Consider the following 25,073-nt stretch of genomic DNA (forward strand, 5'->3'; position numbering starts at 1 on the left):
GTGGAGGGCAGCGTTGAGTACCAGGTGAACCTCAGATACATAAAGAAGGCCTTCCTCCCCGTAACGCGGGAGCAGAAGCTGGTCGAGTTCATGCCGGTGTTCAGCGTTATGGGCGCAGGGGAGCAGAAAAAAGTCCTGGGAAAAGTGGAGGCGAGGGCAAGGGTTTACCTCCCCGAATTTCTCAATTTTGCCAAGAAGCTGGGCTACAGGATCGAAGCAAAGGAGAGCCTCCTCGAGTGGCTGAACCTGTCCCCCTCAGAGAAGGAAAGGCTTGAGTACAGCGGGGACAAGCGGATAATCCTGAGAACCAGCGATGATTACGCTTACCTCCGTCTGATGATTTACGGCGTTGTCATGTCGGCCCTAAAGACGCCCGCGGAGTGGGGTCAGCTCGAGGACTACGTGCTCTCGATGGAACCGATACAGCTCCACTTCTGGGCCTCTAAGTTCAAGAACGCCTACTGGAAGTACAAGAACCGGAGGAAGCTTGATTACCTCGCAAAACGCTTCCTGGAGGTGGAGTGGGTTTGAGCGAGAAGGTTCCAGAAGGAATTTTGCGGGACGTTCTCCTCCACAGTCCCGCACTCTTTTACACCACTTTGACGGCCCCCGGGAGGAAGCCAATAACTCCGTTCAGGCACCAGTTCCAGCCCCTTTACCATGCCATGATCACCCGGCCGGTGAGGATGCTCATCGCCGATGAAATTGGGCTGGGGAAGACTGTCCAGGCGCTGGCCATTGCGAGGTATCTTCAGCTGAGGGGAGAGGCTAAGAAAATCCTTGTCCTCGTGCCGAAGATTCTCCGCGAGCAGTGGGAGCAGGAGATAAGAAGGGTCGGGGATTTTCCCACAGTAATCGAGAACGGCCACGAGGTTGAGAGCAAGCTGAGGAATGCGGATGGATACGTGGTTGTCTCGATTGACCTCGCCAAGAGGTATCCCCACAATGAGAAATTTCTTAATGTCCCGTGGGATTTGGTGATCGTTGACGAAGTCCATAATAGTACCCTCGGCACTCAGAGGTATGAGTTCCTCAGGGCCCTTGTCGGGAAGAAAAAGGATTTCAATGTAGTTTTTCTTTCGGCGACGCCCCACAGGGGCAATCCGGTTGATTATCTCGCGAGGATAGCTCTACTCGACCCGACCATTATGGACCAGTTCCGGAACCTTGACAGGCCCGATTTTTACAAAAAAACCCGGGATACGCTCGTTTTGAGGAGGACAAAAAAGGTCGTCAATGAGCTTGAGGGCAGGGAGGTTTTCAAAAAATGTCATTTTGGTGCGGTTGTTGTTGAGGTGTCCGGGGCCGAAAGGGAGTTTCTTGGCAGGCTCGATGAAGTGCTTTTCGAAATGACGAAGAACGCCGGGAAAAACTCTCCGAGGGCTCTTCTTGCAGTTCTTGTCAAAAAGAGGGCGTCATCGAGTTATGAAGCGGCGATGAAGACGATCCGCAAAATTGTCGATAGTGTGGGCTCCGGCGGGGGAGGGAATGCTGAAAAGATTGACGAGTACATCAAAAGTCTTTTTGGCCTCGGCTATGACGAGATTGAGCTGGAGGACTTCAACGATCTCGATGACGTTGTCGAAAAAATAATTGAAAGCTACTCCCCTCTTCTCGACAGAAAACAGGTCGAGTCGTTCAAAGAACTTCTCGAGCTGGCAAAGCAGATCGGAGAGAATGACAGCAAACTCGAAATGGTTGCCAGGATTGTTTCACACCACCTCGGGCGGGGGGAGAAGGTGATAATCTTCACGGAGTTTAAGGACACGCTGGAATACGTGAGGAGAAAGCTCCCCAGGATCCTTGCAGAGAAGTACAACGTCGCGCTTGGAAATGAGGATATTTCGGTCCTTTACGGGGGAATGTCGAGTGGAGAAGTAGAGGAGCAGATGAAAAAGTTTGAGAGGCATGGAAAGCTTTTGGTCTCGACTGATGTCGCCTCGGAGGGGTTGAACCTTCAGGTGGCCAGCGTTGTTATAAACTACGAGGCTCCCTGGAGCCCGATAAAGCTGGAACAGAGGGTTGGGAGGATATGGAGACTCAGCCAGCCGAGGGAGACAACCGCTTACACTCTGTTCCTGGCGACGGAGGCAGACCTGTATGTCCTGGAGAACCTTTACCGGAAAATCATGAACATAACCGAAGCCATCGGAAGCGCCCAGCACATTGGCAAACCCGTTTTTGGAAAAAAGATGTTCTCCGGGGATTTTGAGGCCATATGGAAGGAAGATGCGGCGGAAGAGGGCACTCCGGGAGAGGAGCCTTCCGAGTACGACCTTGTGCTTGCATCAATAAAGAGGGAAATGACCGGTTATGTGGGAGCCATAGTGCGTACTCTGAGGAACCTCCGCCAGAACATTGAGAAGATGGTTCCTTCCGACACGGCGAGGCAGGTTCGGGAGGAGCTCGAGCGTATACTCGCCCGGAGGGACTTTGACGGGGAGGAGGTCTCCAGAGTGCTGAGGGTTTACATCACCGAGGTTTTAGGGAGGAAGAACGTCCCCGAGATTTTGCCGGTTCTCCATGATATCGTCGGGGGAGGGCCCTCGGAGTTGGAGCCGGTGAGGATTGGTGTGCGGGGTATGAGTGGTATTGAGTACCTTTACCTTGTGCGGCTGGTCGATAAGGAATCTGGGAAGGAGGTTCACCGTTATCCTGTCCTCATAAAAGGTGAAAATTTTGAGCTCTTCTATGGCGTCGAGCTGCTGGAGCACCTTACTGAAGTGTTTTCGCGGGGTTTTGTTGTTATTGGCCGGCCGGAACCCACTATGGAGGAGCGTGTGGCATCTTCCAAGGTCGAGACGTTTGCCAGGGATAGGCTTTACAGCCTCAGGACAAAGTACAGAGACTACGAAAATTCGCGGGGCAGACTGAAGGGGGAGGGCCTCTTCAGGAGCACGGTGGTTCAGGTGACTGAGGTGCTGAGAATCGAGGGCATCAGCGAGGAGAGGTTCAACATATTAAAGTACATTCCAGGTGTTATTCTCGACGTTTATGGGTTCTCGGAGGAAGACGTAGAAGCGCCAACGGATGAGTACAGGCACATCACTGAAAGGAACTTTGTTCCCCTGGAGGACATCCTGGAAAGCGAGCGGAGGGCGATGGAAGTTGTCCTGGAGCTCGAGAGAAAGAGGCTGGAAAGGAAGTATGGCTCCGGTGGAGACTGGAAAGTCGAGGATGTCTCTTTGAAAGAGCATTATGACGTTAGGGTCGTTGAGCCCGAGGGGGAGAAGTTCATTGAGGTCAAGGGGCACAAGTCGCTTCTGCTTACCGCGGAGGTCACGTCTGCAGAGTATGAATTCGCAAAAAGTCATAGGGACAGGTATTGGATTTATATCGTCGCGAACCTTGGAAAGAACAGGCCGGTCATTTTGAAGGTGTTCCATCCCTTTGAGAGGGATGCTAAGGTTTATGCTGTCCTGGAAGATGGGGAGGAAGTTGAGATCACCGGAAAGGTCAGTGTTGGTGTGAGGGACAGGGTCCGGAAGGTGCTCTCGGTGGGGTGATTCTTTGGTATTGCTTTGTGGGGACTCCACAAAAGATATGTATACCAAAGACAAAAGTAAGAGGGGTGGTTTGAAATGAGGTACTGGCTCTGCATCACAAATCGCGACAACTGGGAGGTTGTTAAGAACAGGAACGTCTGGGAAGTCGCGAAGAGGCACAAGAACACTATCGCCAAAGTTAAACCCGGCGACAGGCTTGTGATTTACCTGAAGCAGGAGCGGAAGGACAGGGAAGTCCTCGAACCCATGGTCGTGGGCATCTTTGAGGTCGTTAGCGAGCCTTATGAGGATTCAACGAGGATCTTCAAAAGCCCGCCACACTCAAATGAGACCTACCCGCTGAGGATAGAGGTTAAGCCCCTGAAGCTCGGCGAGCTCGACTTCAAGCCGCTGATCCCGAAGCTGAAGTTCATCACTAACAAAAAGAAGTGGAGCGGGCATTTAATGGGCAAAGCCATGAGGGAAATCCCAGAAGAGGATTACAAGCTGATTGAAGGGCTCCTTTGACTTTTCATCTTTTTAGTTGTTATCCAGAACAGTCAGCAACTTTCCGCCAGCGCTTGCTCTGTAAGGGCCGTTATGGGGCCGGGGCCGGGATTTGAACCCGGGCTAGGGGATCCACAGTCCCCTGTGCTAGACCAGGCTACACCACCCCGGCCACTTCCAGCTAAACCTTTTGGGTTAGCTTTATAAAGTTTTCGCCAGAATCCCTGAAAAACGCCCCGATAAGTGGTTGTGTGGCAAGAGAAGGTGCTAAAACTGAAATTTAGCCCAAAACCAGCTGGTGAGGTGTTTTGAGATGAAAGCCAAGCGCGAGGCTCTCGCGGGTCTCTTCACGGCAATGAAGGAAGGAAAGGTGGACGGGGACATAATTGACCTTCTCCTCCTCATCAACTCGATCAGGGGGATATACACGACTTCCTCCTGCTCCGGCAGGATAGGCATAATCGAGGAACCTGCCCTGGGAGCGAAGCCACTCTCCCGGTGGCTGGTGAAAGTTCACAGGCCTATAAAATTTGAGGAAGCGCGGGAAGCTCTGGGGGACGCGAGGGAAGGCCTTATCTTCCTCAAGAGCCAGCCACCGATTTTCCACATCGTCGCAGAGGACAGGAAAAGGGCCAAAAAGCTCCACGAGATTGGACTGGCCAGCGGCTTTAAATACACCACATTTAAGGTCATCTCCAGCCGCTACCTCGTCGAGATAAACGCCACGGAATACCTCACCGCCCCCCTCGGGAAGGACGGGAAGGTCTTAGTAGACGAGGGTTACCTCCGCTTTGCCGTTGAGGTCGGCAACTCCATGCTGAAACGCTCGAAGGGGAGACTCCCGCGGCTGGAGGAAAACTTCAGAAAGCTTAGGGAAGAGCTTGGTGAGGATGAGCTGTTCTACGAGCTTGCTGAGAAGTTTGAAATGGGGAACTGGAGAATCCCCTAGCGCATCTCGTTCCATCCGGGATTTCCGTATCTCTCTTCCACAAGCTTCTCCGCCAGCTCGAGCTCGTAGTCGGTGAGTTCGCTCTCTTCCAGCGGAAAAGCATTGGAGAAGCTCTGCTTGAGCAACTCGTAGGCCTCCCAGCGGCTGAGCTTTATTCCTTCGCGCTCAAGGGTTGTAACGCGCTCCCATATGCCTGAAACGCCCTTATCTCTGAGCTTCTCCCCCGAAACCCTCAGAACTCTTCCGAGAATATCGACGCGCGTGGAGTACATGAATGTGCCGTGCTGTAGAATCACTCCTTTCCTTCTCGTCTGTGCCGAGCCGCTTATTTTCTTTCCGTTCGCTATAATGTCGTTCAGGCCAGAAAAGCCCGCTTCGAGGCCGAGCTCCTTAAGCGCATCAACGAGGGGGCCGGCCAAATAGCGGTAGCTGCTCTCGACGTTCTTCAGGGCAGGGTGGAAGTCCTCACCAATGACAACAGAATAAGTTATCTCCCCGAACTCGTCGTGGAAGACGCTTCCTCCGCCCGTAATCCTCCTTACCACCGGAATGCCAAGCTTTTTCGCCTCTTCGAGGTTGACATCGTGGACGATGCTCTGGAAGCGGCCCATGGTTACTGAGCTTGGGCTGAAGGCGTAGAGCCTCACCGTGTCCGGAACCCTTCCCTCGATTCTGGCTTGCATTATTGCTTCGTCTATCGCCATCTGAACCTCGGGCCTGGCTACAATGAGCGGGATGAACCTCATCTGGAACCACCAGGGTTAAAAGGCCTTGGGAGTTTTTAAGCCCAGCGATGATGACGCCAAGCCCTTCCGAGGGGACGATGAGGAGAGTGGTCACCACTGAGCGTTTAATGAACCTCTGTCATCCAGAGAACACACAGCAAGACATTCGATAGGGTTAAAAGGATTAACTCCCTTATCCTGTGGGGGGAGAACGCCAAATTGAGGGATAAAAATGCCTCATAGTTCAACCAAACCTGAAAGAAAACTCTCAGAGTGCAAAAGTACTGCCTGCATAATGGACGTCCTCTTTGAAGAGAACCTCCTCAACGCCGAGAAATCCAAACTCCTTTACGGCAAACCAAAACTAATTGACCGCGTTCAATTGAGCAAAGTCAGGGGAATGCTACTCGGAGTTCCCATCGGAGATGCCCTCGGTTCGCCGTTTGAGGGGAAGCCACCCAGTGAAGAAAATTTCAGGATGATAAACGACTACCTGCCGGAAGCGCACATCACGGATGACATCCAGCTGACTTTTTGGACCATTGAGGTGTTCTTGGAGAGGAATGGTTCGACCCGAAAGCCCTAGCGGACAGGTTCAGCTCTGAATGGATAATTGGAATCGGAAAGCCGTGGTATCTTTCGGGGGTTGAGAGTGCGGGGAACGGTGCTTTAATGAGGCTTTCCCCTGTTGTGATACCCCATTTACTAAACCCTACCGGAGAACTGTGGAGCGATGCTGAGGGCGATTTCTCCCGATACAGTCCGAGGTTCGGAAAATTCAAATCCTATTCCGGGCCAGCCTGGGAGTTCGTTGAGAAAACCTTGGAAAAGGCTCTCTCCAGTGGGTGGAGTCTTCTTGACTTGAACACCGCCGTTGGCTCGGGTGCGTATCTCCTCGAGATCGTGCCGATGGCCCCCTACACAATGATGCTCTATGCTGATGACCCGACGAAAGCAATTACCCTGGCCGTTTTCAGCAGTAAAGACAGCCGATACTGTCGGAGCGATAGTTGGCTATTTGGTTGGAACCCTTCACGGGGTTAAAGCGTTCCCTGAACATTTACTTACCCCGGTACTTAATGGGAACCTCATGCCACGCATCTTTGTAGACTTGGTCGTTAAAGTAGAGACTTTCCTCATGAAGCCGGCAAAGGGAAACCTTTTGAATGGGCATATCTGGAGGTGAAAGTCAATGGACAACAGGCCTGATCTGGTGTCTAGCCTTAAGGGCGGACTCTGGGGGTCGTTGTGGGAGACGCTCCCCTCCCTAAGGATATTCCAATGCTCGACGGGCTTTGGAGCGATGACTCATCCCTAACTCTGGCGACCGCCCACGCGCTAAAAGACGGTTACAGTCTAGAAAGAATTGCTCGGAATTTCATCAGCTGGTACTATGACGGGGAGTTCACTCCAAGGGGGTACGCTTTTGATGAAGACCTCACGACGTCACGTGCGATAGAACGCTTGGCTGAAGGGGTCTCACCATAAAGAACCTCGAAGAGCGACTCCGGATGATTCATGAAGTTTCAATGCTGGCTCACGCTCATCCGCGCTCCCTCGTAGGTTGCGGCGTTTATTCGATGGTGGTCTGGAACATTCTAGGCGGGCTTGACAAGTTTGATGCATATTCAGAGGCAGTTGAACTTGCTGGGAGATCCAATGGAACCCTTTTCGCGGGAGCTTGAGCACGAGTTTGCTGAATCGGAAATTCAAGGGAGTGGTTACGTTGTTCACACCCTGGAGGCGGCTCTCTGGGCCTTTTTGAGAAACAACAGTTTTGAGGATGCGGTTAGAGAGGTTGTCTCACTGGGGGGAGGATAGTGATACGACAGGCGCGGTGGTTGGAGGGCCGGCGGGAACGTACTATGGCTTTGAAGCCGTTCCTGGGGAGTGGCTTGAGAAGATAGAGGCCAAAGAACTAATTGACAGGATAGTCAATGATTTCGTGTTTTCTCTTATTTGAGCGAGGAGGTGGGCAGTAGGGGGTTACTGCGTTCATAGTTGGTGGGACAAGCTGAACTTTACGCTCGGAATACTAACTCCGGGTTAGTGGAAAGCCCCTGAGTAAAGCACTCGAAGAGCACGTACAGGCTTTGGTGAAACTTTTGCCGGGCAAAAGCTTCTATGGTAGCCCCGCCGGGATTCGAACCCGGGTCGCTCCCAATCAGCCCCATTCTTTTGTTATCCCTTCCACGAATCTCATGATCTCCATCCAAACCCTTTCAAACTCTGGGAGTTCCTTCAGCTGGTGCCCAAGACTTTTCTCCCATGCTCTCCAATAATACTCTTTGTTGTCTTTTAGCCACTCTAAATCCGGTCTAACGCCCTTATTCTCGAATTTCTCGGGCAGTATCTTTAACACGGTTTTCAGATCAATAAACTCCTTCAGCGCCCAGACGTCGTAAAGATCCCTCGGCCGAGTCCGCTGAAAAAGCGCCCTAACCTTCTCCGCAAATATCTCCTCAAGAGGATAGGCCTTAACCCGAACCATACGAAATCTGGAAAAATCCGAGTAACTGTGGAGAACCCGTTTATCCTGAAGGGGTAGGAGGATCTTCTCGTACCGTTCGAGGGTTATGTCCATCTTAATCCTCGCGGGAACTCCGGTTCGGCTCAGCAGTCTAAACGGGATCTTGATCTGAAATCCCAGGAGCTGTCCGATGTAATGTTCCACGCCAAACCTTTCCTCAATTAGAGGTTCCATGAACTTAACGGGTCCCTCATTTGCGAAGTCAACAGCCCTTCCGAGAATTTCTCTAAACATTTCAGCGTCTCTCGCTCCTATTAGGGTGTAATCAAGATCCTCCGAAAAGCGGTAGCCCTCAATGTAAGCCTTCCTGATGCAGGTTCCCCCCTTGAATGCCAGTTGCCTCCAGAGTCCGCTTTTCCAGACCCCGTAAAGCATCCAGCTTATTGCGTAATCCTTTTCGACAGTGGAAATAGGAACTCCTAGTCTCTTGGCCTTCTGCTTTATCTCATCCTCTATCATTCAAGCTCACCCCAGTAATCTTCGGGAACATTCACTCTAAGGCCCCATTTGCGGTCAAAACGGCCCTTCGAGGGCATTGTCGGGTCCAGCAGGGGGAAACTCCTGAGGCTCTTCTCATGTATTTTTATTTCTCTCTCAAGGCCAAGTCCAAGCCTTTCGCTGAGAAAACCGAGTCTCTTCAGAACTGCCGTGTTCCTCATTTCCTCCGCGTACTCCAAAATGGTTTCTCTATCAAAAGAACCGTTTCTTAGCGCTTTCATGACTTCTATGATGCCTCCGCAATACTGGGGCTTATCGAGGCAGTCAATTAACGTCTTTTCAGGGTCGGTTATGCTGATGTTTCTCCTGCCTACCTTGATAGTGTCCAGTCCAAAAAACTTGTGGGGTCTGACGGTTATGACCTTAAACCTTTGCCCTCCGATGCTCATTTCTCTTGGGTACCCCCTCTTTCGGGGAGTCTGGACAAACGCTATTCCGGGAATCTGCTCGGTGAGTCCGTAATAGTTGAGGGCGCTCCAGTAGGCGATAGCGGAGGGCTTTACGATTAACGATGCCAGAAGAAACTCGTCTGTGGCAGGTGGCTGGCTTGGATTAGGGGTTACTGCATAGATGCCCCTTGTGAGCCTCCTCAGAAACCCCTCCTTGGTAAGTTCTCGTAGATAGTAGTTCAGGAGCTTGCCATCTATCCCCAGCTTGTTCCTTGCCTCCATGACTGTGAATGCATCGCCCATTTCCATAAGCTTCCTGAGCACTGTCATCTTGTTCATTTTTTCTCACCTTATGCTAAATATCTTTGGGATTATTTAAGAATTTTTAAATTTAAGTTTTTGGTTACGAGTCCGAGCGAAGGAACAGGCCGAACTTTACGCTCGGAATACCCAACCTGGTTAGTGAAAAGCTCCCGAGTAAAGCACTCGAAGAGCACGTACAGGCTTTGGTGAAACTTTTGCCGGGCAAAAGCTTCTATGGTAGCCCCGCCGGGATTCGAACCCGGGTCGCGGGATCCAAAGTCCCGCATGCTTGGCCGCTACACCACGGGGCTGCCCGGTAGAAGGAGCGGCCTTTACCTTATAAAATTTAGGATTGAGCCTTCGGCAGAATCGATGGTGGGGGCGCGGGGATTTGAACCCCGGTCCGCGGGTTTCTCCGGGTCAGAGCTCCAAAGGCTCATCCCCTCTCAGCAAACCCGCAAGTCCTCATACCTCTGGAGCCCGCGATGATGGACCAGGCTACACCACGCCCCCGTCCGGTTTTAGCTAATCTCCCGGGGTTTATAAGTTTTGTGATGGCGGAAGTTTTATTAACTTGAGGTGCAAATATAATGGGGTGGTTGCCGTGGAGGAGCCTATAGTTATCGGAAAGGACAAGTTCAGGGTAAGCGAGGAGGAGACTGCAAAGAGGGAGCTCAGGGTTGTCAAGGTCCACGACGAGGTCATTCAGGTTCAGGAGGAGGTTCACGGCATCATAGCACTCGTTGGTGCGAGCTCGAGCGTCAATATCAAGAAGGAGGAACTTAAAAACCTAATTAAGGTAGCAAAGGAGCAGTTCGGCTGGACTGACATCTGTGAGTGATCCTCTTCTTCCCTTTTTAGAACGCCCGAATTTGACGCTTTTTTGTGTATCATCGGCGGTGATATTAACGTTTTATAAGCATAAAAGTGGTTATGGTTACGGTGGTTTGCATGCTGGTTGGGGAGAAGGTCACACTCAGCGTTATAAAAGCGGACATCGGCGGCTGGCCGGGACACTCAAGGGTTCACCCCCAGCTCGTCGAGACTGCCGAAGAAATCCTGGGCAGGGCCAGAGGGGAGGGGACGATAATAGACTTCTACGTCGCTACCTGCGGCGACGACCTTCAGCTTATAATGACCCACAAAAAGGGCGTTGACAGCCCCGAGGTTCACGGTCTCGCCTGGGATGCCTTTAAAGCGGCCACTGAAGTTGCCAAAGAGCTGGGCCTCTACGGGGCCGGTCAGGATCTCCTCAGGGACGCTTTCAGCGGTAACGTCCGCGGTATGGGGCCGGGCGTTGCCGAGATGGAGATAACCCTCAGAAAGAGCGAGCCCGTTGTTACCTTCCACATGGACAAGACCGAGCCCGGAGCCTTTAACCTCCCGATATTCAGGATGTTTGCAGACCCCTTCAACACTGCCGGACTGGTGATTGACCCTAAGATGCACATGGGCTTCCGCTTTGAGGTCTGGGACATCCTCAAGCACAGGCGCGTCATCCTCAACACGCCGGAGGAGCTCTATGATTTGTTGGCGCTCATCGGTGCCAAGAGCCGCTACGTTATAAAGCGCGTTTACCCGAAGGAGGGGCACTCAATAAGCAAGGACGAGCCAGTCGCCGTTGTAAGCACTGAGAAGCTCTACGAGGTGGCTGGAGAATACGTCGGCAAGGATGACCCGGTGGCAATAGTAAGGGCCCAGGGCGGCCTCCCGGCCCTCGGTGAGGTCCTCGAGCCCTTCGCCTTCCCCCACCTCGTCAGCGGCTGGATGAGGGGCTCCCACAACGGCCCGGTAATGCCGGTTCCAATGCACCAGGCCAACCCGACGAGGTTCGATGGTCCGCCGAGGGTAGTGGCACTCGGCTGGCAGATAAGCCCGAGGGGAGAGCTCGTCGGCCCGGTTGACCTGTTCGACGACCCTGCCTTCGACCACGCAAGGCGGAAAGCTGTGGAGATAGCTGAATATATGCGCAGACACGGGCCCTTCGAGCCGCACAGGCTCCCGATGGAGGAGATGGAGTACACGACCCTTCCGGGCGTCCTCGAGAGGCTTGAAGAAAGGTTCGAGGACATCGAGTGATCTTTGCTTATCCCTACCCTGCACCCTTTTAATCACCAACGTTTTTATATCCCCCCGCCGTATTTCCGAGTCCTGGCGGAAACCTTAAATATTCTTCAAAAGAGAGATAACACCCGGAGTGATACAAAGGGGTGGGAGCATGAGGTTCACCGTGCTTCACTTGAAGCTGGACGAGAAAGAGATAGAGAGCGAGAATTTTGAGAAGGATGGGGTTTACGGGGTCATAGACTACGGCCTCGAGCTCCACGAGAAGCTCGGAACTCACAGCGTAGACCCATACGACCCCAAGAACATTGTTGTGATGGGCATGGGGCCCTTCTCAGGCTCAATCTTACCCGGAGCCCACAGGCTCATGTTCTTCTTCCGCTCACCGCTCTACGGGACGCTTTTCCCCTCGGCGATGGGTGGAGCCGCTTACGCCTTCAAGAACGTTGGCGTTGACTTCGTTACCTTTGAGGGGAAAGCCGAGAAGCCTGTAGTTGTCATCCTCTACAACGACGGGGAGAACGTCAAGGCTGAGCTCCACGAGATCGAGCTGGAGAGAGTCATGGAAATATGGAAGGGCTACAGGGGCGAAGAGGGCGTCTATGCCCTTACCCAGTACCTCATAGACACCTTCGGCGGGCGCTTTGACTTTGAGTACCGCATAGCGGTCGTCGGGCCTGCCGCACTCAACAGCAATTATGGTGCCATATTCTCCCAGACACTCAGGAACGGCAAGCGCGTTGAGGGAAGTGAGGACTGGGCGGCGAGGGGTGGCTCCGGTTCAGTTCTCCTAAGGGCCCACAACGTCGTCGGGATAATCTTCGGTGGAAAGCCCAGGAAGAGGGCCTTCCCCGGTGAGGACATCTCATCCTTCAGAACGGTTAAGAGCATAGTCGAGGGCGTGCACAAGAAGCCCTACAACGACGTCATAGCCGAGAAAACAGTTAAATACAAGTACGACCCCAAGCTGAAGAGCGGCGGAACCTTTGGAGGGAACTATCCGGCCGAGGGCGACTTCGTTCCGATTCTCAACTGGCAGATGCCCTACATTGAGAAGGAGGAGCGCATAAAGATACACGAGGCTATAATGAAGCACTACTGGGAGCCCTTCAACAGGGAGGCCATAGAGCCACAGAACTGGACGAACTGCGGCGAACCCTGCCCGGTCGTCTGCAAGAAGTACGCCAACGGACACCACATAGAGTACGAGCCGAGGGAAGCCAACGGCCCGCTCAGCGGCGTGATAACGTTGAGGGCGAGCGACATAAGCGTTCCAGCGGTGGATGCGATGGGCTTCGACGCCATAGAGTTCGGTGGCACGGCCGCTTGGGTCCTCGAGCTCGTTCACCGCGGACTGCTCAGGCCAGAGGAAGTCGGCCTAAGCGATAAGCCCGACTTTACTAAGGATGCTCTACTTGAGAGGCCCGTCGAGGCGAGCGAGAAGAACGCGAAGCTTGTTGCAGAGTTGGCTCACCGCGTCGCCTTTGGGGAAAACGAGATAGCGAAGATAATTGGCCTCGGAAAGAGGAAAGCCAGCGTAATTCTGGATGAAAAGTTCAAGGACAGGCTCAGCTATGGTGAGAGCTTCAAGGACTATGCAGTATTTACACCGCTCGGCGAGGACGGCGAGATGACGCCAACGATGTACTGGGCCATAGGCAACTACATCCCGCTCCCAGTGCAGGGAAGATACTGGACGTTATACCAGTTCGGCGTCTTCCTCGAGCCCGAGGAGCTCGCCCAGAAGATAATAGCCAGCGCCCTCTGGGAGTTCTGGTACGACAACCTCGGCTGGTGCCGCTTCCACCGCGGCTGGCTGACGCCCGTCCTCAAGGCCCTCTTCATGGAGGCCTATGGGGAGAACATAGACATGGAGGAGCACGCGAGGAAGCAGATAAAGAGGCTCATTGAGTTTGCGAGGAAGGCAGGCTACACTCCAGTCTTCTGGGACAGCATGCGTGTCATAGACCTCGTCGCCGCCGGAAGCAAGGAGTTCGGGAACGAGCGCTGGGCCGAAAAGTTCAGGATAGACAAGGTCGGCACCGCCAAGGAGTACCTTGAAAAGGTTCTTGACGCCTACAGCAGGGAGCTTGGGGTGGAGTGGAGGCTGTAAAAATAAAGCTTTTTACTTCTTTTTATACCAGACGAGGGCCCCGGCTCCTACATCCAGTGCCACGAGAAAGTAGACAAAGCTCATCGAAGGTACTGCCTCCTCGCTTCTCCGTGGCTTTTCATCAAAGAGGCTAAATTTCTCGATCTCCAGTGTAGCGTTCATCATCTTTGATGTCGTTCCGACGGTGATGTAGTGAGCCGGTTTAATCTCGGTCGGAGCTTTGAAGGATCTCACGATGTTACCGTTTTCTATTATGATCGTTCTATCCGCCATCATTAATGTAATGTTTTCCCCTTTCTCCCAATGCCCCAGACTGAGGGTTTCCGATGGAAAGAACGCGTAGGCACTGCCGTTGAGGTCGAAGTAAAGTGTCACTATTGGAGCCAGGGCAGGGTATTCCCCTCCCACCGGTGACACTATGATCCCGGGCCCCTTGACGAAGGTCACGTTGGCCGCGCTGATGTTCAAGATCCTTATTACCATCGCATCCCCTGAAGTTAAGTTGAACTCAACCCATTTCTCTTGTATTGTGGCATCTACGGTTATTTTGGCGCTATTTTCGCAAAGGCCGTAACCGGAGAACATTAAAATCATTAGCGTAGCTAATCCGATTAAGCTTTTTCTAAGCACCTTTTATCACCCCTTATCGCCTCAAAGCCGTAGAGAACCAAGAGAATTGCGGGGGCCGTTATGGTCACCGTGGGGAGGTATGAACCCGAGGTAATCGTGGAAAATGCCGCGAATACAAAAAGCCCGGCCAAAAATGCTTTTGTGGTCTTTACGTTTTTCAGGGCAATCATGACGTAGCCAAGTTGGAGCGCCAGTGCCAGGAACAGCCAGAGTAGAGTTATATCGTCGAGTGTGTAGATGACCCTGAGACAAATCAGGGTAACAATGAAAGTCAGGGATTCTACCTTTTTCATGGGCGTTTGCGGAATCAGGATTGAAATAAGCACGCCTGTTATGCCGAGGATCAACAGGGTGCTTCCCTTTGTTATGCCGCTTAAAAAAGCGAAAATTAAATAGGGGAGCATTCGTGCTTCACCCCTCCTGGATTTTGGCTAAACCTTGAGTTTTCCTTTTATAAACCTTTCTTTCGCGTTGAATAAAAACTCTTCGCTGTTTATTATGTTATAAATTCATTCCAAGCAGTGTTCCAATCTTAGGATGAGCCAAAAGAAACTGGAGTAAAGGGGTTGCACACCCATGCAACGGCCAAACCCTTATATTTCTCGCCTTTTCAGTCTTTCAGGTGATAAGATGAGGGCGGTGGTGATAGGCTCTGGAATTGGCGGGCTTTTGACTTCCTCCTTCCTCGCCAAGAACGGCTACGAAGTTACGGTCCTCGAGAAGGCACCTTACATCGGCGGCCGCTTTACGAATCTGAACTACAGAGGCTTCGGCCTCTCCACAGGTGCCTTCCACATGCTTCCCCACGGCGAAGACGGGCCCTTGGCTCACCTCCTCAGGCTCCTCGGTGCAAACGTTACTATAGTGAATTCCGATCCAAAGGGCAAGATACTCTACGAGGGAAAAACCTTCCACTACCGCGACGGCTGGAAGTATCTAAGCTGGCGCGAGAGGGCGAGGGCCATGAAACTTCTCGCTGATATAAAGAGGAACAAGCTTCCCACAGGCGAAGAGGCCGAGATGAGCGGACGGGAGTGGATAAGGGAGAAAATTGGTGATAGCGAGTTCGTTGACCTCTTCATCAAGAGCTTCCTCGGCTGGGCCGACAGCGTTCTTGACGTTCCCGCTGGAGAACTGGCGAGAGAGATAAAAGCGGCCCTGAAGTGGGGAGGGCCTGGTCTCGTTAAGGGCGGCTGTAAAGCTGTGACGGACGAGCTTGCTAGGATAACCGAAGCTAACGGCGGAAAAGTTCTCACGAGGAAGAGGGCTGAGCAGATAGACCCGGACGGGAAGAGGGTCATCACAGCCGACGGGGATGAGCTCCACTACGACGTTCTCATCTCCAACATCGGCGTAAGAGAAACCGTCGAGCTAATAGGCAGGGACAACTTCGACCGCGAGTACCTAAAGCGCGTTGACTCCCTCAGGCCGAGCGAGGGCATAAAGTACAACGTCGCCCTGAAGGGCGAACCGAGGGTGGGAAACACAGTCGTCTTCACCCTCGACACCGAGAGGATAAACGGCTACAACGAGCCATCCAGCGTTTCCCCGGAGCTTGCGCCGGAAGGCTATACGCTGATAATGCTCCACCACGCACTCCAGAGCAGAAACGTCAAGGCAGAGCAGAGGAAGGGCATCGAGGACATCTACAGGATATTTTCCAGCCTCGATGAAAAGGGTGAAATCCTGCTAATCCAGACCTACCTGGATGGAAACCCCGTAAACCGGGTTGCCAGCGGGCAAACTGTGGAGGACTTTCCGATTGGGGATGTTTACATCGTCGGCGACGCCTACAAGCCCCCCGGGGGAATAGAGGTTGACGGTATTGCCCTCGGAGTGATGAGAACCCTCGAGAGGCTAAACCTCTGGAGCTTTTCTGAATGGTATCTCTGAGCCTTTATTTTGTAAACATAGACACGGATAAATCGAACCTTTTTCTGATGGACAGCCTAGGCACCTAACGAACGTTTTTATGCCCTTAATCGGAATTGTTCATCCCCGGAGGTGGGAGAATGAAGAGGGTGGTTATAGCCCTTGGCGGGAACGCAATCCTCCAGAGAGGTCAGAAGGGAACTTACGAAGAGCAGATGGAGAACGTGAGAAAAACTGCAGAGCAGATAGCTGAGATAATCCTCAGCGGAGACTACGAAGTTGTTATCACCCATGGCAACGGGCCGCAGGTTGGGGCTTTGCTCCTCCAGATGGATGCCGGCCAGCACGTTCACGGTATTCCGGCCCAGCCGATGGACGTTGCGGGCGCTATGACGCAGGGACAGATAGGTTATATGATCGGCCAGGCCCTCATAAACGAGCTTAGAAAGAGGGGAGTTGAGAGGCCCGTTGCCACGATAGTCACCCAAACCCTCGTCGACAAGGATGACCCGGCTTTCAAGAATCCGAGCAAGCCAGTGGGTCCGTTCTACGATGAGGAGACGGCAAAGAAACTCGCGAGGGAAAAGGGCTGGACGGTTATAGAAGACGCCGGAAGGGGATGGAGGAGAGTCGTTGCCAGTCCTGACCCGAAGGGCCATGTGGAAGCTCCTGTTATAGTTGACCTTGTAGAGAAGGGCTTCATAGTCATAGCCAGCGGCGGGGGCGGTGTTCCGGTAATTGAAGAGAACGGTCAGCTGAAGGGCGTTGAGGCAGTAATAGACAAGGACTTGGCCGGAGAGAGGCTCGCTGAAGAAGTAAAGGCCGACATCTTCATGATCCTTACTGACGTCAACGGTGCAGCGATAAACTACGGAAAGCCGAATGAGAAGTGGCTTGGAAAGGTTACTGTGGATGAGCTGAAGCGCTATTATGAGGAGGGCCACTTCAAGAAGGGCAGCATGGCCCCGAAGGTTCTCGCCGCGATAAGGTTCGTGGAGTGGGGCGGCGAGAGGGCCGTTATAGCCTCCCTGGACAGGGCTGTTGAAGCGCTTGAAGGAAAAACCGGGACGCAGGTTGTCAGGGGCTGAACTATATTTTCTATGTATCTATATATTTCCTATATTCACACTTATATTTTATTGCGGCAAGATATTTATAGAGCGCCCGCTATTTAATTCTGGTGAGCGAGGTGGATCCGTGGTTGCTGATAACTATAATCCTCGGTTTTGCCATGGCCTGGGCTATAGGGGCAAACGACGCGGCCAACTCAATGAGCACCGCCGTGGGGGCAAATGCTATAACGCCGAAACAGGCCGTTATCATAGCGGGAGTCCTCGAATTCATAGGCGCCTACTTCTTCGGCAAGAGCGTTACCGAGACGATAAGGAGTGGAATCATTGACCCGGCGAGGATAACAGATCCCAATGTGCTCATCTACGGCTCCATAGCGGCCCTTCTCGCGGCTACCCTCTGGCTGGTCATAGCGACCAAGTTCGGTCTGCCAGTCTCGACGACACACTCGATAATAGGAGGAATAGTCGGCTACGGAATCGTCTACGCCGGAACGGCGATAGTCAACTGGGGCAAGATGACACAGGTCGTCCTCAGCTGGATTATATCCCCCATCATCGGGGCCATAATGGCTTTCCTGGTGTTCAGGGCCATGACGAGGAGCATTTTTGAAACAGGGGACCCGGTTAGAAGCGCCCACCTCTGGTCGCCCTTCTGGATAAGCTTGGCTGCCATTGTGATAGCTACGATGTTCTACAACAAAGTCCTCCACGGGAGCGACCTAAGGACTGGCGTGATGCTTTACGGCCTCCCCGCGGGCGTTGTTACCTTCCTCGTGGCATACCCCCTGATAAAGCTCCACTTCCCGAGCGACGACCCGTTGGTAGGTGTCGAGAGCATATTCAAGCGCGTCCAGGTCATAACCTCTGGATACGTGGCCCTAGCGCATGGCGCCAACGATGTTGCCAACGCGATCGGGCCTGTGGCGGCAGTCTACGCAGTGGCAAGCATGGGGATGGCGGGAATGAAGGTTCCCGTGCCCAGGTGGATACTTGCTTTGGGCGGCCTGGGAATAGCAGTCGGTGTTGCAACCTACGGCTACCGCGTCATAGAGACAGTTGGAAAGAGAATAACAGAGCTGACGAACACCAGGGGCTTCACCATAGACTTTTCAGCCGCGACCGTGGTTTTAATAGCGAGCTGGCTCGGACTGCCGATTTCAACAACCCACACCGTTGTGGGAGCGGTTGTAGGTGTTGGCCTCGCCAGGGGAGTAAAGGCAATAAACAAGGACATCGTTATTGATATAATAATCTCCTGGTTCGTCACAGTTCCGGTAGCCGCTTTGATCAGCGCGGCCATATTCAAGATCCTCCTGCTCGTGGGGTGATGGCATGCAGGTCTGGACAAAGCTCTTCGCGAAGAGCCCATTCAAGCCGCTAATAAAGCACTCCGAGGTAGTAATAGAGGCAGTCGAGACCCTCGAGAAGGCCCTCGAAGCATGGAAGAGGGAAGACTACGAGGAGATGAACAGGTTAGCGGTCGAGATAGACCGCATTGAGGACGTAGCTGACGAGATAAAGGAGGAAATCCGCGACTCGCTCAGCTCGAATCTTATGATGGCTGTCTCCAGGGAAGACATCCTCATATATCTCCACATGCAGGACAAGGTGGCCGATGCAGCCGAAGACACCGCCAAGTGGCTCCTCGTGAAGAAATCAGGCAAGATTCCCGCGGAGATCGAGGAAATAATAATCCAGATGGGAGCAGAGAGCATAAAGGCGGCAAAACTCCTCCACGAGGCGATAGTCCAGATGGATAGGGTTATAGAGAGCGGCTTCTCGGAGAACCAGATAAAGGCTGAATACAGGATAATCCAGGAGATAGAGGACGTTGAGAGCAAGATAGACGACCTTGACACGGAACTTATGCGGAAGGTCTTTGAAATTGCTGACAATCTGAGTTGGGCCGACGGTTTCTACATCCTCAACATAGCGAGAACCGTTAGCAACATCTCTGATAAAGCAAAGGATGCGGCCGAGAGACTGAGGCTCATGATGAAGCCGCCAAAAGAGTAAGGCTATTAACGGTGAGCTTCTTTTTCCACTTTCCAGAAAGAAAGAACAAGAGGGTCAGATGGCTATCATCGTCGAGGTCATCTGAACCTCGGGCATGCGCCTTATCGTTCCCGTGATGAACTGGTCAAGGTCTTTGAGGGTCTCGGTCTCGACCTTAACGATGAGGTCGTACTCCCCGTAGACCACGTAAGCCTCCTTAACCTCGGGCATTGCCAGAAGCTTCTCCATGACTTCCCTTTCCTTTCCGGCGGCAGTAACCATCAGGATAAACGCCGTCACCATGGGCATCACCAAAATAATTTTAATCGCCGAAGTATTTAAGGTTATCGAGGATTATGTTCGAGAGCCTGCTCCCCCAAAACTTCGTTGAGGAGTTTTCTGCAGAACTGGAGAAAGGCGGGATAAGCGGCCTGCAAGCTTACTCAAAGGGAACCACCAGTCTGGTCTTTACCGGAAACCTCGGGGAGAAAAAAGTAATCGTTAAGCTTCAAAGGCCGGATTCCCCCAGAAACAACTTCGAGACGGAAGCCAAACTGACACAGCTAGTGTCCAGGTTCGGAATAACGCCGCCTTTGCTTTTCACGGGGGTGTTCAAAGGCCTAAATTACATGGTCCGGGAGTTCGCCTCCGGCGAGCCCATTCTGTACGCCGACCTTGAGAAGTCCCACATAATCGAAATAGCGCTCAAGGCGGCCCTTTTAGATAGGCTCGGGTTAGACCATGGCCAGATTCAGGGAGGGAAGCACATAATAATCGGGGAGCCCGTTTATTTTATCGATTTCGAGAAAGCCAACTGGAGGAGGCCGAGAAACCTCACTTCGGCGATGGCGATGATGTTTTTGGGAGACAATTCAATAGCCAAAAGAATTAGAGAAAAGTTTTCCCTTGGCTGCGATTTTCTTGACGAGCTCAGGAATGAGCTGGTAGAATACAAAAAAACTGCAAAGCTCTCAGGAATTTTGAGGCTTCTTTCCAGACTTTAGCCTGTCCTGTATAAGGGCCAGCACCGGAACTGCAACTGCAAGGGCTATCAGGCCGAGTCTTGGATCCCAGAGGTAGTTGAAAAGGAGCATCACACCGAGGGCTATAAGTATCATAAGGAAAAGATCCCTGTCGTAAAGCCTCGACTTTGCCAGTATGTTCTGGTGCCTGGCAACGTAGGCCAGATAAGCCGGAACGCCGAGGGCCGCGAAAACAACCCCATAGTAAGTTTTGGAGAGCACGGAGATTAATATCCCGGCCGTGAATATTATCCCGACAATGGCCGTTTCTTTCATTCCACCACCCATCGGGGTTAGCGTTAGATACTTTTAAGCATCTCCTTCAAGCTTGAGCCGCAATCGGATAGGGGGCGTGTTGGCATAACGGGCATATGGCAGAATAGTTGTCATCGAGGGCAACATAGTTGACGTTGCTCAGGTAGGATCCAATCTCAAGCTCACTGTCGATGACGGGACTGGTAGGATAGTGGTGTTCATACCCTCATCCGCCATCTCAGAGCTCGACAATACTACCAGGGACAGCCTGAAGAAAGGCCTTGGAGTCAGGATGGGCGGTTACGTGGAGGAGTACCAGGGGACGCTTGAGGTCGTCCCCTACACCGGAAAGGCCATCCTTGCCCACGGGGAGCCGCTTCCTATACAGACCACAACGACTACAACAACATCCACTCCGTCATATAGAACCACGACAACAATGACTACCACGACATCCAGAACCACGACTACCACTACAACCACAACAACGGTTAGACGGGTAACCCTTGCTGACCTTGCTTCCGCCAGCGGAAACGTTACGCTCGAGGTCACCTGGGTCAAGCTCTACTACGTCAACTCTACCTATGTGATGCTCGTAAAGGATTCCAGCGGGGAGGCTAACCTGACCGTTTCCAACAAAATAATACCAAACCCCTTTGAGGCAGGGACGGGTAGCTTGCTGCGCATAACTTACGACGCTACCAACAAGAGGATTGTTTCAATATCCGTGGTGAATGCAGTCCCGGCCAGGAAAGTCAGTACCGGAAGCGTTACCCTGGACATGAAGGGGGTAACCGTGATAGTTGAGGGTACTGTAGTGGATGTATACACCGGATCAACGTATGTAAAGCTGACTGTAGACGACGGAAGCGGTAAACTCGTTGTTTTCATACCTAAGAGCGTCGCTGGCGACATGACGTTCGAGAAGGGTCAGACGGTAAGGGTCGGCGGATACGTGGATGAATACAAGGGAACCGTTGAGGTCATTCCATACACGCGGAACGTCATTGAGGTGAGGTGATGGCCGTGCTCGCCCTTTCCACAATTTTGCCCTGGTCGCTCGCAGGAGTACTCTTCGGTTCGCTGATATCCTGGATCCCGGGTTTCCACATATTCAACATCATTGCCCTCCTGGTTGCAGTCTTCGGCGTTGGCGAGTTCATGCCAGTTGAAGCGTTTCCCTTCTTCACAGTGGGTGCCATTGTGGCCTACGCCTACGTCAGCGCTATATCCAGCGTCTATTTCAGCGTTGCCGACGAGAGTGCGGTCTTCCTTCTCTTCCCGACACAGCGCTATCTGCTCCTTGGAAGGGGGCATGAAGCCGTGCTGCTCTACCTCATCGGAGCCGTTGCAGGAACGTTGATACTTGTGCTGAGCGCGCTCTTCATCTTTCCCCGGGTTCTTCCTCCGATCTACCAGGCAACGAGTCCCTACATCACCTACTTCCTGGTGGCGATAGTTGTCTTCATGTTCATGAGCGAGTGGCCCAAGGAGGGCGATAGGGGCAAGACACCTGGAGAAAGGCTCTGGCTTGCATGGAGACAGATCCTCGGAGGAATAGCCGTCTTCTTCCTTTCCGGTCTTCTGGGCTTCGTGGTTATGAACACAAACCTTTTGCCAGTGACAAGTGCCTACACAAGGCTAACACCGATGTTTATAGGCTTCTTTGGAATGTCCTGGGTTTTGCTGAACATCCTTTCAAATCCGCCGATGCTCGACCAGAAAACTGAAGATAACGTTGAGAGCAGCGTCTACAACATACTCAAGGCCAGCTTCGGTGGAGCGCTCGGAGGAACGATAGCGGCGGTTTACCCGATAATCACCGGAGGAATGGGTGCCCTCGTTGCCGGCCACATGACGAGCCAGCGCGGCGACGACGCCTTTATCATAAGTCAGGGTGTCAACAGGGTCATCTACTACGTCGGAGCCTTCACGCTGCTCTTCCTGCCAAACCTAAGACTCACGAGGGGCGCCGCTGCGTGGCTCGTCAGCTCTGTCTACACCCCCAAGAGCTACGCTGAGTACCTGGCCGCGGTGGGCGTAATCCTCCTCAGTGCCGGCATAAGCTTTCTCTTCACCTACTATCTCTCCAGGGTGATAGTCAGAAGTTTCAAAGTGGCCCACATAAGGAAGCTCTCCTACGTTGTTGCAGTGACGCTTGTGGTCATCTCCTACCTCCTGACAGGCTGGATGGGAGTAGTGGTGCTCTTCATCTCAACGGCCATAGGCATGATGGCGGCGGCCTTCAACACGAGAAGGAGCTACTGCCTCGGCGGGTTGATCCTGCCGGTTCTTATCAGCATGACCGGGAACACTGGAGCCTTTATGCACCTGCTCGGGCTGGGGTGATGTGAATGAGGGGATTTACCCATTACATATCGGGCCTTGCCGCGGTTACCTTCTTCCCCGCGCTGGTTAGTGACCTCAGGATGGGCATCCTGATCCCGGTAATAGCCGCTGCCGCAGCCTACTTTCCGGACTTCGTTGACTTCAAGTTCGGAAAGTTCTTTGCGAGGAGAGACTACGAGATAGACCCAGCGCCCTGGGATGAGAAAAAGCACTACGCTCCAAAGCTCGTCAAGATACGTGATCTCAGCGAGAAAAACCGCTACCAGTTTTTTGCCGTCAGGGGAAGGGTGGAGGAGATACTGGCCAGAGGTTCGGGAACGATATCCTACGAGATCGTTGATAAAGATGGAACCGTGAAGACGGTCAGCGAAGAGTACAACAGCATAGTCTTCACCCTAACCGATGGAACAGGAAAAATAACGGTCGAGGCCTTTGGAGACGACTACAGATTCTTTGAGGAGGAGTTCGGTGAAATCAGGGAAGGAAAGGAAATGCTGGTCTTTGGCTACGTTGACGTTGGGGAAGACGGTTCGCTCAGGCTCGTCATCAGCGACGCCCCCCACCCGCAGGGAATAGCGGAGACGATAGCGAAGGCCATAGAGGAAGCTTATCACGAAGGAGAAAGAATAGTTAAAATTCACAACATCCGCCTTCCGGGTGACGTCTACAGGCGCTTCTGGATTTACCTCGACCCGCCGAAGAAAGAAGTAAGGGTGGAGATGGGGCCGATAGTGACTCCGGGCGGCGTTTCCATAGGCGGTGAAGTCCCTGAATACAGGAAGTACGGTATAGCGAAGGTGGACGTTCCCTTCGTCAAGACCTATCCCAAGCCTACCAGCGTTGACTCCTTCTCGGGGCCGGAGATCGCTTTCAGGAAGACCGAGTTCAACGGGAAAACTGTAGTTAAGGACCGCTTCCTGCCCTGGCACCACGGCTTCAGCCACTCGCTCACGATGGGCATCATAATAGGCCTCATCGTCTTCGCCTTCTTCAAGCTGATAGGGTACAGCCACGCAACCGAGCTCGCCTTGGCCTCGATGCTCGGCCAGTGGCTCCACGTCTTTGAAGACCAGCTGGGCTTCATGGGAAGCAACCTGCTTCCGCCGATTACAAAGGACGTGGTTCCGGGCTTCAAGCTCGGCGAGAGCGGCAGTGGATTGACCAACTTCTCCACGGCCTGGCTGATGATAGCGCTGATGATATGGAACTTCAACCGCTTCACGGACCCGAGGCCGATTCCGATCAGCGACATGAAGCTGCTCCTCTATCTGATATGGCCGTCGATAATAGGCTTTGGAATAGCGATAGCCAGGAGCTTCAAGCTCAGAAGAGAGATAGCCCAGCTCATGGACTACTACACGAATCTGGATGCTTTCGAAGAGCTGGAGGAAGTCGGGGGGATTTAACCTCCATCCCTTTCCGGTTTTCTCGCAACAACGCCGAGCGCTTCCTCGACGCGCTTAACACCAACGAAGCCAGCCTTTCTCAGGCGCTCCATGACGCCTTTCTGGAGGTCTTTCCCCCTGTACTTCTTTCCAGGGTTGCCGACGTAGTGGAAGAGCCTTCCCCCGGGCTTTAAAACCCTAAAAAGCTCGCGGTAGAACTCCTCTGAATAAAGCTCCCCAGCCAGGGAAAAGCGCGGCGGGTCATGGATTACCACATCAAAGCTTCCGTCTTTGAACCTCTTAACGACCTCGAAGGAATCCCCCTGGATGACCTGAACCTTCCCTCCAGTGAAAAGCTCCCTGCTCCAGGGGTTTATCTTAGCAAGCTCAAGGACGTTCGGGTCCTTCTCAACGGTTATCACGTAGGCCCCCCTCTTTGAGGCCTCGATGGCGGTGTAACCGAGCCCCATGCAAGTATCAAAGACAGTCTCCCCCTCCCTCGGGTTTACCGCGTTCACCTTGTTCCTCGTGTCCTGGAGGGGGTTCACTTCCTTCGTGCGGTGCATTCTAATCCCGTTTATCTCTATGGTAGGAGGGATCGTCGGGACGAGCTTGTAGTAACCTTCCCCCGCTATGGCAGCCTTGTAGACTCCGCCACTTTTGACGAAATAGACCGAGGAGTCGTCCTTGGCTATTCTCTCGATAACACTTTTTTCAACCTTCGTCCCGTCGGGAAAGACGAACTCCTCGCCTTCGCGAGTGATCTCGAACGTCTTGTTCGTCTTTCGGAGGTCAAGGTTCACCCTTACCTTGCCGCCCGAGAGGAGTAGCCTCGCGGCTTCCCTGTGTGTGAGAAAGTACACTTCGTCCACCGTTCTCACCTGCGTAATACACTCTGGAAAACCTTTTATATATGATGGCCAAACTTA

29 protein-coding genes and 3 tRNA genes are annotated in these 25,073 nt (G+C 52.9%); 21 read left to right on the forward strand and 11 right to left on the reverse strand.

All coding sequences use genetic code 11. From position 1 onward, the window contains the following. The 3 genes from ACZ47M_RS00645 (at position 1) to ACZ47M_RS00655 (ending at position 4,013) form a co-directional block, all read left to right on the forward strand. Positions 1-531, forward strand: a complete 531-nt coding sequence (locus tag ACZ47M_RS00645) for a hypothetical protein (protein ID WP_315343195.1) — start codon at positions 1-3, stop codon at positions 529-531. Continuing rightward, positions 528-3,506 carry a helicase-related protein gene (locus ACZ47M_RS00650; RefSeq protein ID WP_315343197.1) on the forward strand — a complete coding sequence of 993 codons (2,979 nt, stop codon included), beginning with the start codon at positions 528-530 and terminating at the stop codon, positions 3,504-3,506. Before ACZ47M_RS00645 ends, ACZ47M_RS00650 begins: the two co-directional genes overlap by 4 nt. Before the next feature lie 75 nt (positions 3,507-3,581). Beyond that, positions 3,582-4,013, forward strand: coding sequence for an EVE domain-containing protein (locus tag ACZ47M_RS00655; protein ID WP_315343199.1), 432 nt, complete (start codon positions 3,582-3,584; stop codon positions 4,011-4,013). Between the two features lie 73 nt (positions 4,014-4,086). On the opposite strand, the gene ACZ47M_RS00660 is transcribed toward ACZ47M_RS00655, so the two are convergent. After that, positions 4,087-4,164, reverse strand: a tRNA-His gene (locus tag ACZ47M_RS00660). 141 nt (positions 4,165-4,305) lie between these two features. Between ACZ47M_RS00660 and taw3 the strand changes: the two genes are divergently transcribed. Continuing rightward, a complete protein-coding gene (gene taw3 / locus ACZ47M_RS00665; RefSeq protein ID WP_315343201.1) occupies positions 4,306-4,941 on the forward strand; it encodes a tRNA(Phe) 7-((3-amino-3-carboxypropyl)-4-demethylwyosine(37)-N(4))-methyltransferase Taw3 in 636 nt (211 codons plus the stop codon). On the opposite strand, the gene ACZ47M_RS00670 is transcribed toward taw3, so the two are convergent. Beyond that, the gene (locus ACZ47M_RS00670; RefSeq protein ID WP_315343203.1) at positions 4,938-5,687 is read right to left on the reverse strand and encodes a lipoate--protein ligase family protein; all 750 of its coding nucleotides are present in this window, start codon (positions 5,685-5,687) and stop codon (positions 4,938-4,940) included. The two genes, taw3 and ACZ47M_RS00670, sit on opposite strands and share 4 nt — an antisense overlap. Positions 5,688-5,961: 274 nt before the next feature. On the opposite strand from ACZ47M_RS00670, the gene ACZ47M_RS00675 reads away from it, so the two are divergent. The 6 genes from ACZ47M_RS00675 to ACZ47M_RS00700 all read left to right on the forward strand — a co-directional run bounded on the left by ACZ47M_RS00675 (position 5,962) and on the right by ACZ47M_RS00700 (position 7,629). Continuing rightward, a complete protein-coding gene (locus ACZ47M_RS00675; protein ID WP_315343205.1) occupies positions 5,962-6,252 on the forward strand; it encodes an ADP-ribosylglycohydrolase family protein in 291 nt (96 codons plus the stop codon). An 86-nt stretch (positions 6,253-6,338) separates the two neighbouring features. Next, on the forward strand, positions 6,339-6,710 hold the full coding sequence (locus tag ACZ47M_RS00680) for a hypothetical protein (RefSeq protein WP_315343206.1): 372 nt from the start codon (positions 6,339-6,341) through the stop codon (positions 6,708-6,710). 237 nt (positions 6,711-6,947) lie between these two features. Then, the gene (locus tag ACZ47M_RS00685; protein WP_315343318.1) at positions 6,948-7,154 is read left to right on the forward strand and encodes an ADP-ribosylglycohydrolase family protein; all 207 of its coding nucleotides are present in this window, start codon (positions 6,948-6,950) and stop codon (positions 7,152-7,154) included. A 23-nt stretch (positions 7,155-7,177) separates the two neighbouring features. After that, complete coding sequence (locus tag ACZ47M_RS00690) at positions 7,178-7,351, forward strand: ADP-ribosylglycohydrolase family protein (RefSeq protein WP_315343208.1); 174 nt, start codon at positions 7,178-7,180, stop codon at positions 7,349-7,351. Beyond that, the gene (locus tag ACZ47M_RS00695; RefSeq protein WP_315343210.1) at positions 7,326-7,487 is read left to right on the forward strand and encodes an ADP-ribosylglycohydrolase family protein; all 162 of its coding nucleotides are present in this window, start codon (positions 7,326-7,328) and stop codon (positions 7,485-7,487) included. Before ACZ47M_RS00690 ends, ACZ47M_RS00695 begins: the two co-directional genes overlap by 26 nt. Continuing rightward, positions 7,465-7,629: an ADP-ribosylglycohydrolase family protein gene (locus tag ACZ47M_RS00700; RefSeq protein ID WP_315343213.1), complete on the forward strand. Its 165-nt coding sequence runs from the start codon at positions 7,465-7,467 to the stop codon at positions 7,627-7,629. The genes ACZ47M_RS00695 and ACZ47M_RS00700 overlap by 23 nt, the downstream gene beginning before the upstream one ends. A gap of 201 nt (positions 7,630-7,830) precedes the next feature. On the opposite strand, the gene ACZ47M_RS00705 is transcribed toward ACZ47M_RS00700, so the two are convergent. The 4 genes from ACZ47M_RS00705 to ACZ47M_RS00720 all read right to left on the reverse strand — a co-directional run bounded on the left by ACZ47M_RS00705 (position 7,831) and on the right by ACZ47M_RS00720 (position 9,899). Beyond that, positions 7,831-8,655: a nucleotidyl transferase AbiEii/AbiGii toxin family protein gene (locus ACZ47M_RS00705; RefSeq protein ID WP_315343216.1), complete on the reverse strand. Its 825-nt coding sequence runs from the start codon at positions 8,653-8,655 to the stop codon at positions 7,831-7,833. After that, positions 8,652-9,422 (reverse strand): type IV toxin-antitoxin system AbiEi family antitoxin domain-containing protein, encoded by a 771-nt coding sequence (locus tag ACZ47M_RS00710; RefSeq protein WP_315343219.1) that lies wholly within the window; start codon positions 9,420-9,422, stop codon positions 8,652-8,654. The genes ACZ47M_RS00705 and ACZ47M_RS00710 overlap by 4 nt, the downstream gene beginning before the upstream one ends. 199 nt (positions 9,423-9,621) lie before the next feature. Then, positions 9,622-9,697, reverse strand: a tRNA-Gln gene (locus ACZ47M_RS00715). A gap of 62 nt (positions 9,698-9,759) precedes the next feature. Continuing rightward, positions 9,760-9,899: transfer RNA gene (locus tag ACZ47M_RS00720), tRNA-Trp, on the reverse strand. Between the two features lie 91 nt (positions 9,900-9,990). On the opposite strand from ACZ47M_RS00720, the gene ACZ47M_RS00725 reads away from it, so the two are divergent. The 3 genes from ACZ47M_RS00725 to gor all read left to right on the forward strand — a co-directional run bounded on the left by ACZ47M_RS00725 (position 9,991) and on the right by gor (position 13,563). Continuing rightward, the gene (locus ACZ47M_RS00725) at positions 9,991-10,227 is read left to right on the forward strand and encodes a hypothetical protein (RefSeq protein WP_315343320.1); all 237 of its coding nucleotides are present in this window, start codon (positions 9,991-9,993) and stop codon (positions 10,225-10,227) included. A gap of 110 nt (positions 10,228-10,337) precedes the next feature. Further along, positions 10,338-11,465: a fructose-1,6-bisphosphate aldolase/phosphatase gene (gene fbp, locus ACZ47M_RS00730; protein ID WP_315343322.1), complete on the forward strand. Its 1,128-nt coding sequence runs from the start codon at positions 10,338-10,340 to the stop codon at positions 11,463-11,465. Positions 11,466-11,604: 139 nt separating this feature from the next. Continuing rightward, positions 11,605-13,563: a glyceraldehyde-3-phosphate:ferredoxin oxidoreductase gene (gene gor / locus ACZ47M_RS00735; protein ID WP_315343222.1), complete on the forward strand. Its 1,959-nt coding sequence runs from the start codon at positions 11,605-11,607 to the stop codon at positions 13,561-13,563. A gap of 12 nt (positions 13,564-13,575) precedes the next feature. Here the strand turns inward: gor and ACZ47M_RS00740 are convergent, their stop codons facing one another. Continuing rightward, entirely contained in the window at positions 13,576-14,046 is a 471-nt protein-coding gene (locus tag ACZ47M_RS00740) for a hypothetical protein (protein WP_315343224.1), read from the reverse strand. A 128-nt stretch (positions 14,047-14,174) separates the two neighbouring features. After that, a complete protein-coding gene (locus ACZ47M_RS00745) occupies positions 14,175-14,486 on the reverse strand; it encodes a hypothetical protein (RefSeq protein ID WP_315343225.1) in 312 nt (103 codons plus the stop codon). 337 nt (positions 14,487-14,823) lie between these two features. On the opposite strand from ACZ47M_RS00745, the gene ACZ47M_RS00750 reads away from it, so the two are divergent. The 4 genes from ACZ47M_RS00750 to ACZ47M_RS00765 all read left to right on the forward strand — a co-directional run bounded on the left by ACZ47M_RS00750 (position 14,824) and on the right by ACZ47M_RS00765 (position 19,154). Then, positions 14,824-16,086, forward strand: a complete 1,263-nt coding sequence (locus ACZ47M_RS00750; RefSeq protein ID WP_315343226.1) for a phytoene desaturase family protein — start codon at positions 14,824-14,826, stop codon at positions 16,084-16,086. Between the two features lie 119 nt (positions 16,087-16,205). Beyond that, positions 16,206-17,153 (forward strand): carbamate kinase, encoded by a 948-nt coding sequence (gene arcC, locus ACZ47M_RS00755; protein ID WP_315343228.1) that lies wholly within the window; start codon positions 16,206-16,208, stop codon positions 17,151-17,153. Between the two features lie 92 nt (positions 17,154-17,245). After that, positions 17,246-18,466 carry an inorganic phosphate transporter gene (locus ACZ47M_RS00760; RefSeq protein ID WP_315343230.1) on the forward strand — a complete coding sequence of 407 codons (1,221 nt, stop codon included), beginning with the start codon at positions 17,246-17,248 and terminating at the stop codon, positions 18,464-18,466. Positions 18,467-18,470: 4 nt separating this feature from the next. Further along, positions 18,471-19,154, forward strand: a complete 684-nt coding sequence (locus tag ACZ47M_RS00765; RefSeq protein ID WP_315343232.1) for a TIGR00153 family protein — start codon at positions 18,471-18,473, stop codon at positions 19,152-19,154. A gap of 54 nt (positions 19,155-19,208) precedes the next feature. Here ACZ47M_RS00765 and ACZ47M_RS00770 read toward each other — a convergent pair whose 3' ends face one another. Further along, on the reverse strand, positions 19,209-19,436 hold the full coding sequence (locus ACZ47M_RS00770; RefSeq protein ID WP_315343324.1) for an Lrp/AsnC family transcriptional regulator: 228 nt from the start codon (positions 19,434-19,436) through the stop codon (positions 19,209-19,211). Positions 19,437-19,489: 53 nt separating this feature from the next. Here ACZ47M_RS00770 and ACZ47M_RS00775 point away from each other — a divergent pair, with 53 nt between their 5' ends. Beyond that, positions 19,490-20,137 (forward strand): serine/threonine protein kinase, encoded by a 648-nt coding sequence (locus tag ACZ47M_RS00775; RefSeq protein WP_315343234.1) that lies wholly within the window; start codon positions 19,490-19,492, stop codon positions 20,135-20,137. On the opposite strand, the gene ACZ47M_RS00780 is transcribed toward ACZ47M_RS00775, so the two are convergent. Then, entirely contained in the window at positions 20,105-20,431 is a 327-nt protein-coding gene (locus ACZ47M_RS00780) for a hypothetical protein (RefSeq protein ID WP_315343236.1), read from the reverse strand. The two genes, ACZ47M_RS00775 and ACZ47M_RS00780, sit on opposite strands and share 33 nt — an antisense overlap. Before the next feature lie 190 nt (positions 20,432-20,621). On the opposite strand from ACZ47M_RS00780, the gene ACZ47M_RS00785 reads away from it, so the two are divergent. Genes ACZ47M_RS00785 through ACZ47M_RS00795 form a run of 3 tightly spaced genes read left to right on the forward strand, consistent with a single transcriptional unit; the run spans position 20,622 to position 24,165 of the window. Next, positions 20,622-21,431, forward strand: coding sequence for an OB-fold nucleic acid binding domain-containing protein (locus ACZ47M_RS00785; RefSeq protein WP_315343238.1), 810 nt, complete (start codon positions 20,622-20,624; stop codon positions 21,429-21,431). 5 nt (positions 21,432-21,436) lie between these two features. Beyond that, complete coding sequence (locus ACZ47M_RS00790) at positions 21,437-22,759, forward strand: tripartite tricarboxylate transporter permease (RefSeq protein WP_315343325.1); 1,323 nt, start codon at positions 21,437-21,439, stop codon at positions 22,757-22,759. A gap of 5 nt (positions 22,760-22,764) precedes the next feature. Further along, entirely contained in the window at positions 22,765-24,165 is a 1,401-nt protein-coding gene (locus ACZ47M_RS00795) for a metal-dependent hydrolase (RefSeq protein WP_315343241.1), read from the forward strand. Here ACZ47M_RS00795 and ACZ47M_RS00800 read toward each other — a convergent pair. Further along, complete coding sequence (locus tag ACZ47M_RS00800) at positions 24,162-25,016, reverse strand: class I SAM-dependent methyltransferase (RefSeq protein ID WP_315343244.1); 855 nt, start codon at positions 25,014-25,016, stop codon at positions 24,162-24,164. The genes ACZ47M_RS00795 and ACZ47M_RS00800 overlap by 4 nt on opposite strands. Positions 25,017-25,073 lie beyond the last annotated feature (57 nt).

The sequence above is a fragment of the Thermococcus waiotapuensis genome (assembly GCF_055384795.1).

Bases quoted from the DNA above. Each gene is read 5' to 3' on its own strand.
- ACZ47M_RS00655 (WP_315343199.1), top strand. From the start codon at position 3,582: ATGAGGTACTGGCTCTGCATCACAAATCGCGACAACTGGGAGGTTGTT.
- taw3 (WP_315343201.1), top strand. From the start codon at position 4,306: ATGAAAGCCAAGCGCGAGGCTCTCGCGGGTCTCTTCACGGCAATGAAG.
- ACZ47M_RS00670 (WP_315343203.1), bottom strand. From the start codon at position 5,687: ATGAGGTTCATCCCGCTCATTGTAGCCAGGCCCGAGGTTCAGATGGCG.
- ACZ47M_RS00675 (WP_315343205.1), top strand. From the start codon at position 5,962: ATGGACGTCCTCTTTGAAGAGAACCTCCTCAACGCCGAGAAATCCAAA.
- ACZ47M_RS00680 (WP_315343206.1), top strand. From the start codon at position 6,339: ATGAGGCTTTCCCCTGTTGTGATACCCCATTTACTAAACCCTACCGGA.
- ACZ47M_RS00685 (WP_315343318.1), top strand. From the start codon at position 6,948: ATGCTCGACGGGCTTTGGAGCGATGACTCATCCCTAACTCTGGCGACC.
- ACZ47M_RS00690 (WP_315343208.1), top strand. From the start codon at position 7,178: ATGATTCATGAAGTTTCAATGCTGGCTCACGCTCATCCGCGCTCCCTC.
- ACZ47M_RS00695 (WP_315343210.1), top strand. From the start codon at position 7,326: ATGGAACCCTTTTCGCGGGAGCTTGAGCACGAGTTTGCTGAATCGGAA.
- ACZ47M_RS00705 (WP_315343216.1), bottom strand. From the start codon at position 8,655: ATGATAGAGGATGAGATAAAGCAGAAGGCCAAGAGACTAGGAGTTCCT.
- ACZ47M_RS00710 (WP_315343219.1), bottom strand. From the start codon at position 9,422: ATGAACAAGATGACAGTGCTCAGGAAGCTTATGGAAATGGGCGATGCA.
- fbp (WP_315343322.1), top strand. From the start codon at position 10,338: ATGCTGGTTGGGGAGAAGGTCACACTCAGCGTTATAAAAGCGGACATC.
- gor (WP_315343222.1), top strand. From the start codon at position 11,605: ATGAGGTTCACCGTGCTTCACTTGAAGCTGGACGAGAAAGAGATAGAG.
- ACZ47M_RS00740 (WP_315343224.1), bottom strand. From the start codon at position 14,046: ATGGTAATAAGGATCTTGAACATCAGCGCGGCCAACGTGACCTTCGTC.
- ACZ47M_RS00745 (WP_315343225.1), bottom strand. From the start codon at position 14,486: ATGAAAAAGGTAGAATCCCTGACTTTCATTGTTACCCTGATTTGTCTC.
- ACZ47M_RS00750 (WP_315343226.1), top strand. From the start codon at position 14,824: ATGAGGGCGGTGGTGATAGGCTCTGGAATTGGCGGGCTTTTGACTTCC.
- arcC (WP_315343228.1), top strand. From the start codon at position 16,206: ATGAAGAGGGTGGTTATAGCCCTTGGCGGGAACGCAATCCTCCAGAGA.
- ACZ47M_RS00765 (WP_315343232.1), top strand. From the start codon at position 18,471: ATGCAGGTCTGGACAAAGCTCTTCGCGAAGAGCCCATTCAAGCCGCTA.
- ACZ47M_RS00770 (WP_315343324.1), bottom strand. From the start codon at position 19,436: ATGGTGACGGCGTTTATCCTGATGGTTACTGCCGCCGGAAAGGAAAGG.
- ACZ47M_RS00775 (WP_315343234.1), top strand. From the start codon at position 19,490: ATGTTCGAGAGCCTGCTCCCCCAAAACTTCGTTGAGGAGTTTTCTGCA.
- ACZ47M_RS00780 (WP_315343236.1), bottom strand. From the start codon at position 20,431: ATGAAAGAAACGGCCATTGTCGGGATAATATTCACGGCCGGGATATTA.
- ACZ47M_RS00795 (WP_315343241.1), top strand. From the start codon at position 22,765: ATGAGGGGATTTACCCATTACATATCGGGCCTTGCCGCGGTTACCTTC.